The organism is Myroides sp. C6-3 (genome assembly GCF_050522425.1).
Lineage (GTDB): Bacteria > Bacteroidota > Bacteroidia > Flavobacteriales > Flavobacteriaceae > Flavobacterium.
Genome location: NZ_JBMVQP010000005.1, coordinates 55,171 through 70,272, shown reverse-complemented (window position 1 = coordinate 70,272; position 15,102 = coordinate 55,171). Strand labels below are relative to the sequence as shown.

General features: G+C 36.8%; 15 protein-coding genes and 1 pseudogene. 15 read left to right on the top strand and 1 reads right to left on the bottom strand.

Annotated elements, in window-relative coordinates; all coding sequences use genetic code 11:
• Positions 1-31: 31 nt before the first annotated feature.
• From ACPDG9_RS03725 to ACPDG9_RS03655, 15 genes and pseudogenes are all read left to right on the top strand, one after another.
• Positions 32-175: pseudogene (locus tag ACPDG9_RS03725) on the top strand (helix-turn-helix domain-containing protein); the annotation flags it as partial.
• Between the two features lie 471 nt (positions 176-646).
• Positions 647-1,027 carry a hypothetical protein gene (locus ACPDG9_RS03720; RefSeq protein WP_286395955.1) on the top strand — a complete coding sequence of 127 codons (381 nt, stop codon included), beginning with the start codon at positions 647-649 and terminating at the stop codon, positions 1,025-1,027.
• Between the two features lie 56 nt (positions 1,028-1,083).
• Positions 1,084-3,144 (top strand): TonB-dependent receptor domain-containing protein, encoded by a 2,061-nt coding sequence (locus ACPDG9_RS03715; RefSeq protein ID WP_286395958.1) that lies wholly within the window; start codon positions 1,084-1,086, stop codon positions 3,142-3,144.
• Positions 3,145-3,147: 3 nt separating this feature from the next.
• Complete coding sequence (locus tag ACPDG9_RS03710; RefSeq protein WP_286395961.1) at positions 3,148-4,452, top strand: APC family permease; 1,305 nt, start codon at positions 3,148-3,150, stop codon at positions 4,450-4,452.
• 11 nt (positions 4,453-4,463) lie between these two features.
• The gene (locus ACPDG9_RS03705; RefSeq protein ID WP_286385884.1) at positions 4,464-5,150 is read left to right on the top strand and encodes a class I SAM-dependent methyltransferase; all 687 of its coding nucleotides are present in this window, start codon (positions 4,464-4,466) and stop codon (positions 5,148-5,150) included.
• A 78-nt stretch (positions 5,151-5,228) separates the two neighbouring features.
• Positions 5,229-5,774, top strand: a complete 546-nt coding sequence (locus ACPDG9_RS03700; protein WP_286385883.1) for a DinB family protein — start codon at positions 5,229-5,231, stop codon at positions 5,772-5,774.
• A complete protein-coding gene (locus ACPDG9_RS03695; protein ID WP_286385882.1) occupies positions 5,774-6,139 on the top strand; it encodes a carboxymuconolactone decarboxylase family protein in 366 nt (121 codons plus the stop codon). Before ACPDG9_RS03700 ends, ACPDG9_RS03695 begins: the two co-directional genes overlap by 1 nt.
• Positions 6,140-6,266: 127 nt before the next feature.
• Positions 6,267-6,848, top strand: a complete 582-nt coding sequence (locus ACPDG9_RS03690) for a TetR/AcrR family transcriptional regulator (RefSeq protein ID WP_286385880.1) — start codon at positions 6,267-6,269, stop codon at positions 6,846-6,848.
• 18 nt (positions 6,849-6,866) lie between these two features.
• On the top strand, positions 6,867-8,192 hold the full coding sequence (locus ACPDG9_RS03685) for a TolC family protein (RefSeq protein WP_286395964.1): 1,326 nt from the start codon (positions 6,867-6,869) through the stop codon (positions 8,190-8,192).
• Positions 8,193-8,195: 3 nt separating this feature from the next.
• On the top strand, positions 8,196-9,287 hold the full coding sequence (locus ACPDG9_RS03680; RefSeq protein ID WP_286395966.1) for an efflux RND transporter periplasmic adaptor subunit: 1,092 nt from the start codon (positions 8,196-8,198) through the stop codon (positions 9,285-9,287).
• Positions 9,288-9,291: 4 nt separating this feature from the next.
• Positions 9,292-10,515, top strand: a complete 1,224-nt coding sequence (locus tag ACPDG9_RS03675) for an ABC transporter permease (RefSeq protein WP_286385875.1) — start codon at positions 9,292-9,294, stop codon at positions 10,513-10,515.
• A 3-nt stretch (positions 10,516-10,518) separates the two neighbouring features.
• Positions 10,519-11,211, top strand: a complete 693-nt coding sequence (locus ACPDG9_RS03670) for an ABC transporter ATP-binding protein (protein WP_286385873.1) — start codon at positions 10,519-10,521, stop codon at positions 11,209-11,211.
• Positions 11,212-11,216: 5 nt separating this feature from the next.
• The gene (locus tag ACPDG9_RS03665; RefSeq protein ID WP_286385872.1) at positions 11,217-11,858 is read left to right on the top strand and encodes a carboxymuconolactone decarboxylase family protein; all 642 of its coding nucleotides are present in this window, start codon (positions 11,217-11,219) and stop codon (positions 11,856-11,858) included.
• 184 nt (positions 11,859-12,042) lie between these two features.
• On the top strand, positions 12,043-13,509 hold the full coding sequence (locus ACPDG9_RS03660) for an MBL fold metallo-hydrolase (RefSeq protein ID WP_286385870.1): 1,467 nt from the start codon (positions 12,043-12,045) through the stop codon (positions 13,507-13,509).
• 20 nt (positions 13,510-13,529) lie between these two features.
• Positions 13,530-13,997, top strand: coding sequence for a PaaI family thioesterase (locus ACPDG9_RS03655; protein ID WP_286385868.1), 468 nt, complete (start codon positions 13,530-13,532; stop codon positions 13,995-13,997).
• A 27-nt stretch (positions 13,998-14,024) separates the two neighbouring features.
• Here ACPDG9_RS03655 and cydB read toward each other — a convergent pair whose 3' ends face one another.
• Positions 14,025-15,101, bottom strand: coding sequence for a cytochrome d ubiquinol oxidase subunit II (gene cydB / locus ACPDG9_RS03650; RefSeq protein ID WP_286385866.1), 1,077 nt, complete (start codon positions 15,099-15,101; stop codon positions 14,025-14,027).
• Position 15,102: the final 1 nt, after the last annotated feature.

The following is a 15,102-nucleotide window of genomic DNA, read 5'->3' as shown; positions in this document are numbered from 1 at the left end:
TTCTGAGCGACCAAAGAAGAGTCTAACTCAGGTTTCAAGTATCATCACCAAAACCCATCAGGAGATTGCCTACGAACTCAACAGTTCCCGAGTAGTAATTTCACGATTGCTGAAAGCATTGGAAAATGAAGGAAAAATAAAACTAAACCGCAATAACATAGAATTGTTAAACTAACACTATGGAAGAAACCAAAGGCGAACAAATAAATTCACCTTTCAAAAAAGACCTGATACTTAGAGAAGAATTAGCTATCCAACGTACATTTCTTGCCAACCAATCGACATTTCTGTCATTTTAAGAAGTTCTATCTACTATTTTGTGGCTGGTCTTAGTGTCAACAAACTTGTTGATGGTAACGAGGCGGTGATTTTTGAATACATCTTGTTCGTCATATCCAGTCTTTTGCTGATTGTGGGTATCATCAATTTTTTCCGAAATCATAAAAAAATCAAGCAGAGCGAAATTCATATCGGCGATTATAAGTTGAAATATGAAAAGGCAGAATAATTTTGCATATAGCTTATCATTAGATTAAGAGTATCCCAAAATACATTGTTTCAAAATCACTCTTCTGTAACATTGGTTACAATAAAAACCATTTTGTAAAAATAACTTTGTTGCAATAATGGTTTCAAAAGATTTTCTTTGAAAAAGGCAGCCTTGTACATATTCCTCTTTACTTTAGTGTTTAGAACGTTCTATGCACAGTTTCATTATGCTTTTTATTTATTGGATACCGAAAGATATATAGAATTGTTTTGTGAAAATCAAGAGAAACCTGAACTGCATTGTAATGGAAAATGTAGTCTGAATAAAGCCTCAAAAGAAGCTTCAGAAACACAGGAAAAAATACCCGAACAGATTTCCTCCATCAGCTTTCCTGATTTTATTCCTACCGAAAAATTCACTTTAGAGTTTATAAAAATCAAAAGATTACAGAAGAATAAAATCATTGCCAAACAATCTTTTTATTCCTTTCTGTATTTGGATAAATGCAAATATCCACCCGAAAATTTGATGATCTAAATTAAAATCCCTGATATATTCACGGGACACATTTATCATTCATCAAATTTTAAAAAATGAAATCAATACTATTGACTTTGCTTTGTATTGTGCCTTATATAACTATGGCTCAAAGTGAGCAAAAAGAGGATACTATAAAAACAACGATCCTCAATGAAATAATAATTACGGGTTATAGATTGGAAAACCCCACATTCAGTAAAGTTTCCAACAACTATAATGAAAAAATAGTCCAACCCAAAAATGTTGCGGGCTTGTTTTGTGACATCAATGGATTTTCCTTGATAAAGAGAGGAAATTACGCAATGGATCCCACATTTCGTGGTGCACAATATGAGCAATTGAACATTCAATACGATGGTGGACTGAAAGTGATGCACGCTTGTCCCAATCGTATGGATCCGATCACCTCTCACATTTCACCTGAAGAAATTGAGAAAATAGAAATCATTAAAGGTCCCTATAGTGTGCGGTACGGTGCAAATTTTGGAGGCATCGTCAATCTGGTCACACGCAATCCATCAAAAGGAGAACACGGCTTTCACGGTTCGGTGGCTTCAGGCTACGAAACCAATGGAAGTGCCTATGTAGGAATGGCTCAACTACAGTATGTAACGCAAAAATTTGACGTAGCTGGTAATTTCGGTTACAGAGATTATGGCAATTACAAAGACGGTGATGATACAAAAATTCCATCTTCATTCAGAAGTACTGACTATGGTTTGAAATTAGGCTATAATATCCATCCGAATCAGCGTATACAAGCATCCTGGAGACAGGCTTTCGGACGTGATGTGTTGCACGCAGGTCTTCCTATGGATACCGAATATGACAACAGCAGCATTGCTTCATTGGATTACAAATGGGATAATGTTGGGAAAAATCTGAAAAGTCTGCAAGTAAAAACCTACTACAGTTATGTAGATCATCTGATGACCAATTACAAACGCTCCACAGCGACAGCAACCGAAGCAGCGGCCGATGTAAATTCTACAACCATCGGGGCAAAAGCAGAATTGGAATGGAAAACGTCCGATAAACTTCATTTTTTTAGCGGAGTGGATTATCTACACATCAGCAGATATGGAGACCGAACAAGACTGATAAAGATGCAGAACGGTAATCCATTGCCTAACCCTATTACAAGAATAAATTCTATATGGCAGGATTCGTATATTGACGATATAGGAGCTTATACGGAAGCGAAATGGAACTTTCTGCCCAGCTATATTTTATCCGCAGGATTACGTTACGATATGGTCATTTCAGACATTCGTAAACTGGAAGCTGATTTTGCCGCATTGTATGATTTGGATAAAAGAACAGAGCATAATATAAGCGGAACCATTTCGTTGAAAAAAGCATTTTCAGACCGCCTTTTTTTAGAATTTGCTTATGGTCGTGGTGTGCGTTCTGCCAATATGATCGAGCGATACATCAACCAGTTCAATGTAGGACAGGATAGCTATACTTATACCGGAAATTCTGATTTGAAAGCTGAAATAAATAATCAGTTTGAAATTGGATTAAGCGGTTATGAAAACCTAAGTGGCTTTTTCAATACCATTCGTTTTGAGGGATCTGTGTATTATGGCTTTTTGAAAAATTATATTTCAGCAGTGATTGAGCCTGATATAGCATCTGATGCAAAAGTATTTACAAATATAAAAGATGCTTATAAAACGGGTATTGATGTTTCCGCAAAATTAGATTTCGGAAAGTACTATTTCTTAAAAACAGATTTGTCTTATATCTATACCAGAAATAAGGATTTTGATGAATCTTTACCGTTAATTCCTCCATTCACAGCTCGTATTTCTAAAGGAATAGAAAAAGAAAAATTCTGGGGAAATATTCAATATAATATTGTTGCAACCCAAAATGAGTTGGCATATTCATTCGGAGAAATCAGAACAGGAGGTTATCAGACTATGGATGTGCGGTTAGGTTATAAACCTGTTGAAAAACTAAGTATCGGAATAGCCGGGCTAAATATTTTTGATAAGACATACCACAACCACTTAAATTTTGCATTTCGAAATCAAGAAGGTTTTGCCAGCGTACCGATTAATGAAGCAGGTAGAAATTTTACGGTTTTCATGCAATATAAATTTTAATGTATGCAGCCAAAATCCAAACATAAAATCACCACGCTAACAGGAATTGCCATTGTTGTTGCCAATATGATAGGCACAGGTGCATTTACCAGTTTAGGGTTTCAACTCAAAGACTTGAATAATCCTTCGGTTGTACTTACTCTTTGGGTTTTAGGCGGTATTTTGGCTCTTTCGGGAGCGTTCAGTTATGCTGAAGTAGGAACGGTTATTTCAAAATCAGGAGGAGAATATGCTTTCTTGTCCAAAATTTACAATCCTTTAATCGGATATCTTTCGGGATGGATTTCGCTTACCGTTGGTTTTGCGGCACCGATTGCTTTAGCTGCGATTGCTTTTTCGGAGTATTTTCCATTTGGGAATTTCAATGTCAAATGGATGAGTATTGCTTTGGTCGCTGTCATCACATTAATCCATACCCGAAGTTTGAAACTGAGTGCCGAATTTCAAAACATCAGTACTTTGCTCAAAGTAATTTTGATTGTCATAATTGTTGGTGTTGGTTTGGTTTTACCGGAGCATTCGGGCAATGAAATCGTTTCTTCAAAAGGATATTTTACCGAATTAACGTCAACAGCTTTTGCCATAGCACTGATTTATGTAAGTTATTCCTATTCGGGCTGGAATGCGGCAGCTTATATTACCGAAGAATTTGAAAATCCTTTAAAATCTTTACCCAAAGCACTTATTGGAGGAACAATTTTGGTAACGGTTTTATACGCCTTATTGCAATACGTTTTTCTGAAACACGTTCCGGTTGATTATTTAGCCGGACAGTTGAACGTAGGCACCATTGCTACACAGCAAATGTTGGGAGAAAAATTAGGGAATTTCTTTGGGTTGGCCATTTCATTACTGTTAATCTCAGGCATTAGTGCTATGGTTTGGGTTGGCCCGAGAGTAACATCGAGCATTGCAAAAGAACATCGTCTTTGGTCGTACTTTCAAACACAGGAAAACGGCATTCCCAAAAGAGCCTTGTGGTTGCAGTTTAGCATCAGTGCCTTATTGTTGCTCACCGGCACCTTTGAGCAGATTATGATTTATTGCGGAATATTGCTTACTGCATCTTCTTTAATGACAGTTTTAGGCGTATTCAAATTGCGAAAGCAAAATCACAATCAACAAACAAAAGGTTTCAAAAGTCCGTTATTTCCGCTGTTTCAAATTGTGTTTGTTCTTTTATCTGTATGGATGATTACCTACGCATTAATCCATAATCCGTTTGAAACAATATTGGGAATGAGCAATTTACTCATCGGAACAGGAACTTATTTTTGGAGTGAAAAAATAAAAAAGTCTAATTATTAAATTGATATAAAATGAAAAAACAAATTATTACGGCAATCTTCGCAATTGCCACAACAAGCACACTTATGGCACAAGAACACAACAAACACAAAGGTCACGGAGACGGAAAACCTGCACATTCTGCAAATGAGTATATGCACAGATCATCTGTGGATGAATTAGCAAATCGTTTTGAATCGAAAGAAAGAGACGAATACCAGCAACCGCACAAGGTGATGCAATATTTAGGCGACATCAACGGAAAAACCATTATGGACATCGGTGCCGGAACGGGATATTTTTCTGTGAAACTGGCCAAACACGGAGCAAATGTAATTGCAGCCGATGTAAATGACGAGTTTCAGACTTTCCTGAAAAAACGTATGGAAGACAACAAAATCGATAATATCACTCTTCGCAAAATACCTTTTGACAGTCCTGATTTGAAAGACAATGAAGTGGATATGGTGTTAATCGTAAATACCTATCACCATATTGACAATCGAGCCGAATATTTTGCAAAAGTAAAAAAAGGAACAAAAAACAATGGAGAATTGGTCGTGATTGATTTCTTCAAAACAGATGTTCCGGTGGGCCCGCCAACCGACCATAAAGTGTCTATCGATGAAGTAATTGCAGAGTTGAAAAAAGCAGGTTATACTTCTTTTGAAGTGAATGTAGATTTACTGCCGTATCAATTTATTATTAAAGCGAAATAAATCTCCTTTCTGTAACAATGGTTACTGTGTAAATTCCTGTTACGACATAATTTTACAACAGTTTAAAATGTAATAAAAATGGAAAATAAGGCAACAATACAGGAGTTCAATCGCTTCTTGAATATTCACGAACAATTGTATCTTCAAACGCTGGAATTACTGAAAGATGTTCCCGATGAAGTATTTAACAGTACACCGATTGATAACGAAGTGATGTATCTCGGAACTCGTGTGAATACAATTAATATAGGTGGATTAATCCGTCATTTTGTATTGGCAGAAATTCATTGGTTTCAGGCGATGAAGGAAGGAGAAAACGGACTGGCAATTCCAAAACCCGATAACGCTTCTTTATTGGAAAACATTGCAGACGGACAGGAATTAGTGGAAAAATACAAGGACGTTTTTGCCAAAGGATTTGAAATCTTAAAAAGCTATACCGAAGAAGATTTGAATAAAACCGTTTCCTTTATGGGACGGAAATACACGGTAATGGCATTTCTGTGGATTACGTTTGGGCATCATTCGTACCATTTAGGGCAGGTAGATATGCTGATGCGTCAAAACGGAATTTATCCGGCTGAATATATGGAATGGCCCAACACTTCAACCTTAATCGGATAATGGAAAACATTAGAAAAAAGTACGAAGAACTGCTGGGTTTCGTTCCGGAAAACATCGAGAAAAGGTTAAAATTGGCAGCACTTTCAGACGAAACAGATGCCATAGAAATCATCGAAAAATACCGAGAACAACTCATTTACAACAATCCACTTGACAAGAAAACCCAGCAATTGGTTCACTTTGCTCTATTGATTGGCGGAATGCACAAAGAACCTGCAAAATTGCACGCCAAAGGAGCCTTAAAAGCCGGAGCTACCGTAAAAGAACTTTTTGGCGTTTGCGAAACCGCAGCGATTACAGGTGGAATGCCTGCATTTAGCATGGCAGTAGATTGTGTGTTTGAAGCAATTGAAAATCCTGCTTAGAAAGCTGTTTAATAGCTTTAGTGAAAAACGAGGATTAAATGTCCTCGTTTTTTATTTGTGTAACCTTTGTTACAGTGTAGCTTAATGAGCTAAACTACTTTTACATTTTTAAAATAGTTTGGATTAAATGAATTTGTCTGAAAGACAGCTGGAAATCATAAAGGCATCAGGTAAAATATTGATGGAAAGTGGCATTGCAGGGCTTACAACTAAAAATTTGGCTCGGGAAATGCATTTTTCAGAAAGTGCTTTGTATCGTCATTTCAAAAATAAAGAGGCAATCGTAACACTATTAATTGCTTATTTATCAGAAAATATTACCCAGCGTTTTGATGCCATTATCAATACAAAGCAATCACCGGAAGGAAAGTTTACAACACTTTTTAAAAGTCAGTTTTCGTATTTCAAGCAAAATCCGTGTTTCATCAATATTGTTTTATCAGACGGGTTGATTGATAATTCTGATGAGGTGAAAAATGCCATACAGCAATTATTACAAACCAATTTCATCCGTTTCAATTCCCTGATAAAGGAAGGACAAGAGACAGGTGTTTTTAGAACAGTAATAGCTTCAGAAGAACTCGTGCATATTGTTATGGGTACGTTTCGGCTGCAAATGCTGAAGTGGAAATTGGCTTCTTTTGAATTTGATATTGAGGTTCAGGGACAAAAAACAATGGATAGCATTTTAGCTTTAATAAAGGTCTAATTTATAATATTTTTTTGAATGAAAAAGTTAGTGAATATTCACAAACATAAATTACTAATAGTCATCCTTTTATTGCCTTTTATGGTATGGTCGCAGGAGAAGAAAGAATTTCATACGCTGGACGAAGTACTTGCCTTTGCAAAGGAGAAAAAAGTCAGTTTCAGAAATGACATCATCCAGCAAAATTTAGCAGAGCTGACCAGAAAAACCGCAGTTGGAAGTGCCTTTAATCCGAGAATTCCGGTATCGGCTCAGGTTATTGATAATATGAATTTGCAAACCAATTATATTTCTGCCGAAGTTTTCGGCGGTTTGCCCGGTTCTTTTCGTGAAATCACAATGGGTTTGCAATATGTAAGCACATTCAGCATACAGCCGCAGTTCGATATTATTAACCTTGGAAATATAAGCCGTATAAAACTTGCCAAAACCAATCAGGAACTGGTAGCCAATCAGCAAAAAATAAACGAATGGACTATTTATGACCAGTTGAACGGCATTTACTTTAATATCTTATCGTTTCAGGGACAGCAACAGATGGTAGAGCAGAATATTGTCATTGCAAAACAAATTTTAACCATCGTAAACAACAGATTTGAAGAAGGACTTGTACGCAAACAAGATGTAAACGAAGCCGAAGTGAACCTTATTCGATTACAGGATCAGCTTTCGCAATTGCAATTTAATATCCAAATCCAACAGCAAAATCTTGCTTTGTTTTTTGAGAATGAAGTCAATCCCATTTTAAATCAAAACATTCGAGATTTTGATCATAAACAAATATTGACAGAAGCAAACAACAATTTATGGGTAAACCATTATCAGCTGAGAGAAAAAGTGGCAGAACAGGAATGGAAAGCGGCACAGAAACAACAGTTACCCGTTTTGGGATTTGTATCTTCCTTTAATTGGCAAAACTTGAGTAATGCGTCTTTTTTTCATTCTAATTCCAATTGGATTGATTTTAATTACGTTGGTCTTCGTTTGAGTTGGGATTTACCTACTACCGTTTCAAAATACTCGGCAGTAAAAGAGAAAAAAATGCAATGGCAAATGGCGGAAAATGATCGTATTCATTTTTTGCGTGAAAACCAAACCCGCAATAGCAATTTGTTGGTGGAGTACGAAAAAGCATCTTCACAGCTCGAAAATTTTAAGAAAATTCAAACCTTGAAAGAAGATACTTATCAGAAATACTTCGATCAGTATCAGGAAAATATTCTGCCCTTAGACAAATTACTTACTGCACAAACGGATATGCTGCTGAGCCAGCTAAATGTTATTACAGCTTTGGCAGGCATTGGATTTAGTGAAAATAAAATTATCATCAATAATAAGTTTTAAACTATGAAAATAAAGTTGCTCGTTACCATTGTACTGTTCGCTACACTACAATCCTGTGGTTCAAAGGAAGAAGCGCAGCCGGTGGTAAAAGATATAAAAGAATTGGTTTTTGCATCGGGAATGCTCGATTGGGATGATGCTTATCATCTCACGGCACAAACAGATGGCGTATTGACCGAAGCTAATTTTGAGGTGGGAGACAAAATGAATATAGGAAAAGTTATTGCGGTTATCGACAATCCGTCTAACCGTATCAATACGCATTCGGCAGAGGAACAATTAACCATTGCCAACGAAAACCTAACGGAAAATTCGCCTGCAATTCAGCAACTGGAACAAAACATTCGCTATGCAGAAAGCAAATACGAGCAAGACAAACAACAAGCTGAACGTTATGAACGCCTGTTCCAAAAGCAAAGTGTAGCCAAGGTAGAATTTGAAAATATGCAATTGGCAGCAAAAAATTCACTGGCACAGCTGAATGCCTTAAAAAAGCAAAAAGCAGAACTGTTGCAACGTGCCAAAACACAGCAGATTTCTAACAAAAATCAGCTACAAAACAGCAAAGTGATAGAACGATACAATCAACTGATAATACCTCAAAATGGTACGATTGTCAACAAGCTGAAATCAACAGGAGATTATGTCAAAAAAGGAGATATTGTTGCTACAATTGCTGATGACAGCAAACCGGAAGTGGTATTGAACGTAGATGAAAAAAGCATCGGAAAAGTAAAATTGGGACAATTGGTTTATATACAGTTTAACACAGATAAAAGCAACGTGTACGAAGGCAAAATCAGTGAAATAGTGGCTGCATTTGATGAAAAAACACAATCATTTGTTGTAAAAGTGTTGCTGAATGAAGCACCTTCAAGTAGTATTTACGGCACACAGTTGGAAGCCAATATTTTGACAAGCGAAAAGAAGAATGCTTTATTAATTCCGAGAAGTTATTTGGGCTTTGGAAATAAGGTAAAACTAAAAGGGAAAGACGAACCCGTTGTTGTAAAAACAGGTATCATTTCTACCGAATATGTAGAAATATTGGAAGGAATTAGCAAAGATGATATTCTGGAACATATAAAACCTTAGACTGATGAATATTAATACAGACATAGCCAGAACCTATCTGTTTTCGGGCAAAAAAATGACTGCTGTAGCCGTTCTTGGTGTGTTGCTCGGAATGTCGATCTATATTTTCATGAACAGTTTACTGGTTGGTTTTGATAAAGCATCTGACGAAAATATTTTCAAAAATACGCCACATATTCGGTTGTACCATGATGATGTCATCAGCAAAAATCTGGTAAGTGATACTGCTGCCGAATACCTGATTTCTAATCCGAAAATAGTACCCAAAGTCAATACTATCATTAACCCGAACGGTATTGCAGAAATGGCACAACAGCAAAAGGAAGTAACTGTGGTAACAGCCCAGGTAAACACAAGCGTGTTTTATAATAACGGAAGAACTCAAGTGAGTGGATTAAGCATCGGGATAAAGCCAGATGAAGCAGATATGATGTACAGCATTACATCATCAATGGTTGAAGGCAAATTTGAAACCCTGAAATCCGACCCGAACGGCATCGTAATCGGTATAGGAATAGCAGAAAAAATGAACTTGGCACTTGGTGATAACATCAATCTTACATCACAAAAAGGTGTAACTAAGAACCTGCGTGTAGCAGGTATTTTTCGATCATTTAATTCAACTGCCGACGACACCAAATCGTACGTTAATCTATACACCGCTCAGCAATTGCTCAAAGAAAACAATGTGTATGTAACAGACATCAGTGTCAATGTAAAAGATCCGCACCACGCGGCAGCCGTTGCCGAAAAGTTATCTCAATTAACCGGATACAAATCCGAAGATTGGAAAGAGAGTAACGAATCGCTGATGGCACTCAGCAAAATGCGGTTCATTATGATCAATTTTGTCTCTACAGCCATTATGCTCATTGCCGGTTTTGGCATTTACAATATCCTGAACATGACCGTTTCCCAAAAAATAAATGACATTGCCATATTAAAGGCTATTGGTTTTAAAGGGAACGACGTGATACGGATTTTTGTAACGCAGGCATTATCTATTGGCTTGATCGGTGTAGTTGGCGGAATGCTGATGGCATTGCTAATGATTACCTTGTTGAAAAAGGTTTACATCGGTGGTGACATAGGATACTTTCCTGTAGATTATGAACTGCAGAAATTCATTCAGGGAATTGTTATGGGCTTAGTGATTACATTTTTTGCCGGATACATTCCAGCCCGTAAAGCAGCAAAAGTAGATCCGGTCAGCATTTTTAGAAAGTAAATCATGGATAAAAATATCGTTTTAAAAACAGAAAATATCGACAAGTATTTTTATGACCCGGTAGAATTTCAGGTGTTGAAAAATATTGGTTTTGAAGTAGAGAGAGGAGAATTCTTAACACTTGTCGGGAAGTCAGGGAGTGGTAAATCTACTTTGCTCTATATTCTTTCCACTATGGACAGAGACTATAGTGGAAATTTAATGATAGATAATGAATTAATTACCGGAAAATCGGTTGATGAACTGGCTGCAATCCGAAACGAAAAAATAGGTTTTGTATTCCAGTTTCATTACCTGCTGTCAGAATTTACCTGCCTGAAAAACGTGATGATTCCCGCACTGAAACTTGGTAAGTTTTCTCCAAAAGAAATAGAAGAACGGGCTTATGAAAAGTTAAAAATGCTGGGTATGGAAGATCAGGCTCTTAAACCTGCGAATAAACTTTCGGGTGGACAGCAACAACGTGTTGCCATTGCCAGAGCGTTAATTAATGATCCGTTGATTATTATGGGTGATGAGCCAACAGGTAATTTGGACAGTAAAAATACAGACATTGTTTTTGATATTTTCAAAGACCTGACACGCAGTTTTGGACAGACCATTATCGCTGTAACCCACGATGATGAATTCGCTCAAAAAAGTGACCGAACCATAGAAATGAAAGACGGAAACATCATTGGTGGACATACAAATTAAATACAATGAACAATAACATATCTATACCTCAAAACATTGAAAATCAAACTTCGTATAAAAGAAAAGTTTCTTTATCGGAACTATTTCGTTCGCTGGTATTAGCACCGAGGTCAGCAATAGTATTTATCAAAAATAAAAAACAGAACACCATTGATGAACAATTTTTAGAAAGATTGCAACTGGCAGTAACTGAGGTCAACTCTTGTGCCGTATGTTCATACGCCCATACGCAGATGGCATTAAAAATGGGAATGAATAACGATGAAATATCGGGTTTCCTTACGGGAGACAAAAGCTTTGTCAAACCCGAAGAATCGAAAGCCGTCCTATTTGCTCAACATTATGCCGAAACACGTGGATTGCCCGAAATGGAAACATACGAAGCCATTGTAAAAGAATACGGAAAAGAAAAAGCAAGAATTATATTAGCTGCCATTCAACTGATGCTGATGGGCAATATGATTGGCTTACCAATGAGTGCACTCCGTGCCAGAAAGAAAGGGAAACCTTATTCAGATAGTTCTTTGTTGTATGAATACGGAATGATTATAGCCGCTATATTCATAATTCCGATTGCATTGGTTGTTTCATTCGTAAAATGGATTTTTGGAAGACCGAATATCTATTTTGAGACCAACAAAGAATAGGTTGAAAGATTAAAAAATGGAACAATTGCTTTTTTGAATATTTTTTTATTCCTGCATCCTATGTAACCTATGTTACTTTCCGCCAAAATGGGAATTGCTAATTTTGACGATTTGTTACTACACTAATAACGTACTAAAGTTAGTGTAGATAGTTTTAAACATTGAATTTTAAAGCAATTAATATATGAAATCCATCTTTTTAAAAAACAGTTTTCTTTGGTTGGTAGCAATATTCTTCTTGTCCAATTTCTCATTTGCACAAACTCTTTTCTTTGAGCGTATTTATGACGAAACGCTATCACAGGCAAGTTACGTGATCGGCGATACAGAAACCAAAGAAGTGATTGTAATCGACCCTAAAAGAGACATTGACACTTATCTGGAAATAGCTCAGACAAACAATCTGAAAATAACGAAAATAACCGAAACTCATATTCACGCAGACTTTCTCAGTGGTTCGAGAGAACTCGCAGCAGTTACGAAAGCACCGCTGTATTTATCCGACGAAGGCGGAAAAGACTGGCAATACGATTTTCCACACACCGGACTGAAAAATGGCGATAAAATTTCGGTCGGAAGTATTACGATAGAAGTCATTCACACACCGGGACATACGCCCGAAAGCCTGACTTTTTTGGTTAACGACGGCACAAAAAATCCAATCAAAGCCATTACCGGAGATTTTATTTTTGTAGGCGATGTCGGCCGTCCTGATTTATTGGAAAAAGCAGCAGGACAAATTGGTTCGCAGGAAGTTGGAGCAAAACAACTTTATGCTTCTATCGAACGTTTTATGAAATTACCCGAAGATACCGAAATATGGCCGGGACACGGAGCAGGTTCTTTCTGTGGGAAAAGTTTGAGCAATATTCCGCAATCTACTTTGAAACAAGAAAAATTGACCAATCCGGCTTTGCAATTTTCAGGAAAAGAAAAAGATTTTGTAAACTATATTTTGAGTGAGCAACCCGCTCCGCCAAAATATTTTGCGATGATGAAACATCTGAACAAAGTAAATCGTCCGCTATTGGTTGAAGTACCAAAACTTGCTGAACTCAATCAAAAAGAAATAGATAATGCAATTAAAAATGGGTTAATCGTTATAGATGCCCGTCCTAAAGCAGTTTCGAGTCAAGGATTTATTCCTGGGAGTCTTCTGATTGAAAATATGAAAACATTTTCTACGTTTGCTGGTTCGGTTATTGATTATCAAAATCAAATTGTTTTGGTTGCAGATGAAAATCAAATCGAGGATTTGACCCGTAAACTAATGCGTATCGGGATGGACAATATCTATGGGTATATAACCAATCCGTCTGAACAAAATTTGGCTTTGCAAAATGTAAAAACCATTGATATAGATACTTTCAAATCATATTTAGGAAACAAAAACATTCAGAAAATTGATGTTCGTACCGAAAACGAATACAAAAGTGGTCATATCAAAGGTGTTGAAAATATAGCACTGAATACACTTGAAAACAATCTTGATAAAATCAATAAAAAAGAACCTGTTATCATCCATTGCCAAAGCGGAACAAGAGCGGCAATTGCTTATTCTATTCTTGCAAAAAACGGTTTTGAAAACATTCTGAATTATACCGGTGGAATTAACGATTGGAAAGATAAAAACAATGAACTTGTGAAGTAATTTCAAATTCTCAAACAAGAATGCATCATAAAAGAAAAGCAATCCAAGATTTGTATCCCGATGAACTCGCACATTGCTATGGATGTGGAAAAAACAATCCAAACGGTCATCAGTTAAAAACGTATTTAATCGGGGATGAAACTATTGCGCATTTTACTCCCGATGAGAAATTCACAGCAATTCCCGGTAGTGTATATGGTGGCTTAGTAGCTTCCTTATTAGATTGTCACGGAACTGGTTCGGCTGCGGCTTTTGTTTGTTTAGCAGAAAATATTGATCTTGAAAATGCAACAATTATTTCTGTAAGATGTGTAACAGCATCGCTTAAAGTTGAGTTTAAAGCGCCTACACCAATGGGTAAAGAGTTGGAGCTAAAAGGAAAACTCCGAAGTATAGAGGGCAGAAAAATCTTGGTAGATATGACACTTTCTGCTGAAGGAATTGTTTGTGCGACAGGAGAAATTTTAGCGATAAAACTCAAAGACTAAGTCAAATGCTTAGTCTTTGAGTTTTTTTTAATGCTCTCCATATCCTACATCATCCATTTTACCTTTGAATACCCTAAACTGAATAATGAAATATACAACCACCAAAATGGCTGCAATAATAAACCAATACAATCCTACTGACAATCCATATTCATGAGCTGCCACATTATGCACAGTCAATGAAGGGTTAATTCCATTTGTAGATGGCAATAATGTCGGAAACAAAGAAGCTATAGTAGTAGCAAAACTCCCAAAAATAAACATAGAAGAAAATAAAAATCCGGTGCTGTCTTTTTTGAATTTGGTAATTCTGAACAAACCGATTAGACCTACTGCACCAATTATCGGGAATATCCAAAGCCAATAATGCGTTTGCAGATTATTTAAAGGAAAGGGCTTTACATAATGCCATAAACAAGCAGAAGTAACAACCAGTGCCAACAATACAAAATTCAATTTAAAAATTACCTTTTTTAGCCTTTGATTAAGGTCTGTGGATGTTTTAAGTATAATCCAATTAGCCCCGTGAATGGTTAATGTTACAACCGCGACAAGTCCCAATAACAAGGTAAACCAGTCAATAACTCCCTGATGCACTGCAAGCGGATCAAACGTAGGGTTCCAAAGTGCCAGAAAGAAATAATGAGCTTCTTGTGTAGAAACACCATTTTCGACCATTCCAAGGTTTACACCTCTTACCACGTTTCCGAGTGCTGCACCAAAGAAAAGAGCCAACAGAAAACTTGCAATCCCAAATGCTTTGTCCCATATTGCTTCCCACATTCTGTGATGTACTTGTCCTCTCAGTTCCAATCCCACAGCCCTGAATATCAGCAACCATAATACCAACATCAATGGTAAATAGAAACCACTGAAAGCAGAAGCATATAGCGTAGGAAATGCAAAAAACAGAACACCACCTGCAGCAATGAGCCACACTTCATTAGCATCCCAGAAAGGACCGATAGCATTGGTTACGGCTTTCTTTTCTTCTTCTGTCTTTGCAAAAAACAAATGCACGATTCCGGCTCCGAAATCATACCCATCGAGGATAATGTAAATCCCCAACATAACCATTAATACAATAAACCAAAATATTTCCATA

Bases quoted from the DNA above. Each gene is read 5' to 3' on its own strand.
- ACPDG9_RS03655 (WP_286385868.1), top strand. From the start codon at position 13,530: ATGCATCATAAAAGAAAAGCAATCCAAGATTTGTATCCCGATGAACTC.
- ACPDG9_RS03705 (WP_286385884.1), top strand. From the start codon at position 4,464: ATGAAAAAACAAATTATTACGGCAATCTTCGCAATTGCCACAACAAGC.
- ACPDG9_RS03710 (WP_286395961.1), top strand. From the start codon at position 3,148: ATGCAGCCAAAATCCAAACATAAAATCACCACGCTAACAGGAATTGCC.
- ACPDG9_RS03680 (WP_286395966.1), top strand. From the start codon at position 8,196: ATGAAAATAAAGTTGCTCGTTACCATTGTACTGTTCGCTACACTACAA.
- ACPDG9_RS03665 (WP_286385872.1), top strand. From the start codon at position 11,217: ATGAACAATAACATATCTATACCTCAAAACATTGAAAATCAAACTTCG.
- ACPDG9_RS03670 (WP_286385873.1), top strand. From the start codon at position 10,519: ATGGATAAAAATATCGTTTTAAAAACAGAAAATATCGACAAGTATTTT.
- cydB (WP_286385866.1), bottom strand. From the start codon at position 15,101: ATGGAAATATTTTGGTTTATTGTATTAATGGTTATGTTGGGGATTTAC.
- ACPDG9_RS03675 (WP_286385875.1), top strand. From the start codon at position 9,292: ATGAATATTAATACAGACATAGCCAGAACCTATCTGTTTTCGGGCAAA.
- ACPDG9_RS03660 (WP_286385870.1), top strand. From the start codon at position 12,043: ATGAAATCCATCTTTTTAAAAAACAGTTTTCTTTGGTTGGTAGCAATA.
- ACPDG9_RS03695 (WP_286385882.1), top strand. From the start codon at position 5,774: ATGGAAAACATTAGAAAAAAGTACGAAGAACTGCTGGGTTTCGTTCCG.
- ACPDG9_RS03700 (WP_286385883.1), top strand. From the start codon at position 5,229: ATGGAAAATAAGGCAACAATACAGGAGTTCAATCGCTTCTTGAATATT.
- ACPDG9_RS03690 (WP_286385880.1), top strand. From the start codon at position 6,267: ATGAATTTGTCTGAAAGACAGCTGGAAATCATAAAGGCATCAGGTAAA.
- ACPDG9_RS03715 (WP_286395958.1), top strand. From the start codon at position 1,084: ATGAAATCAATACTATTGACTTTGCTTTGTATTGTGCCTTATATAACT.
- ACPDG9_RS03685 (WP_286395964.1), top strand. From the start codon at position 6,867: ATGAAAAAGTTAGTGAATATTCACAAACATAAATTACTAATAGTCATC.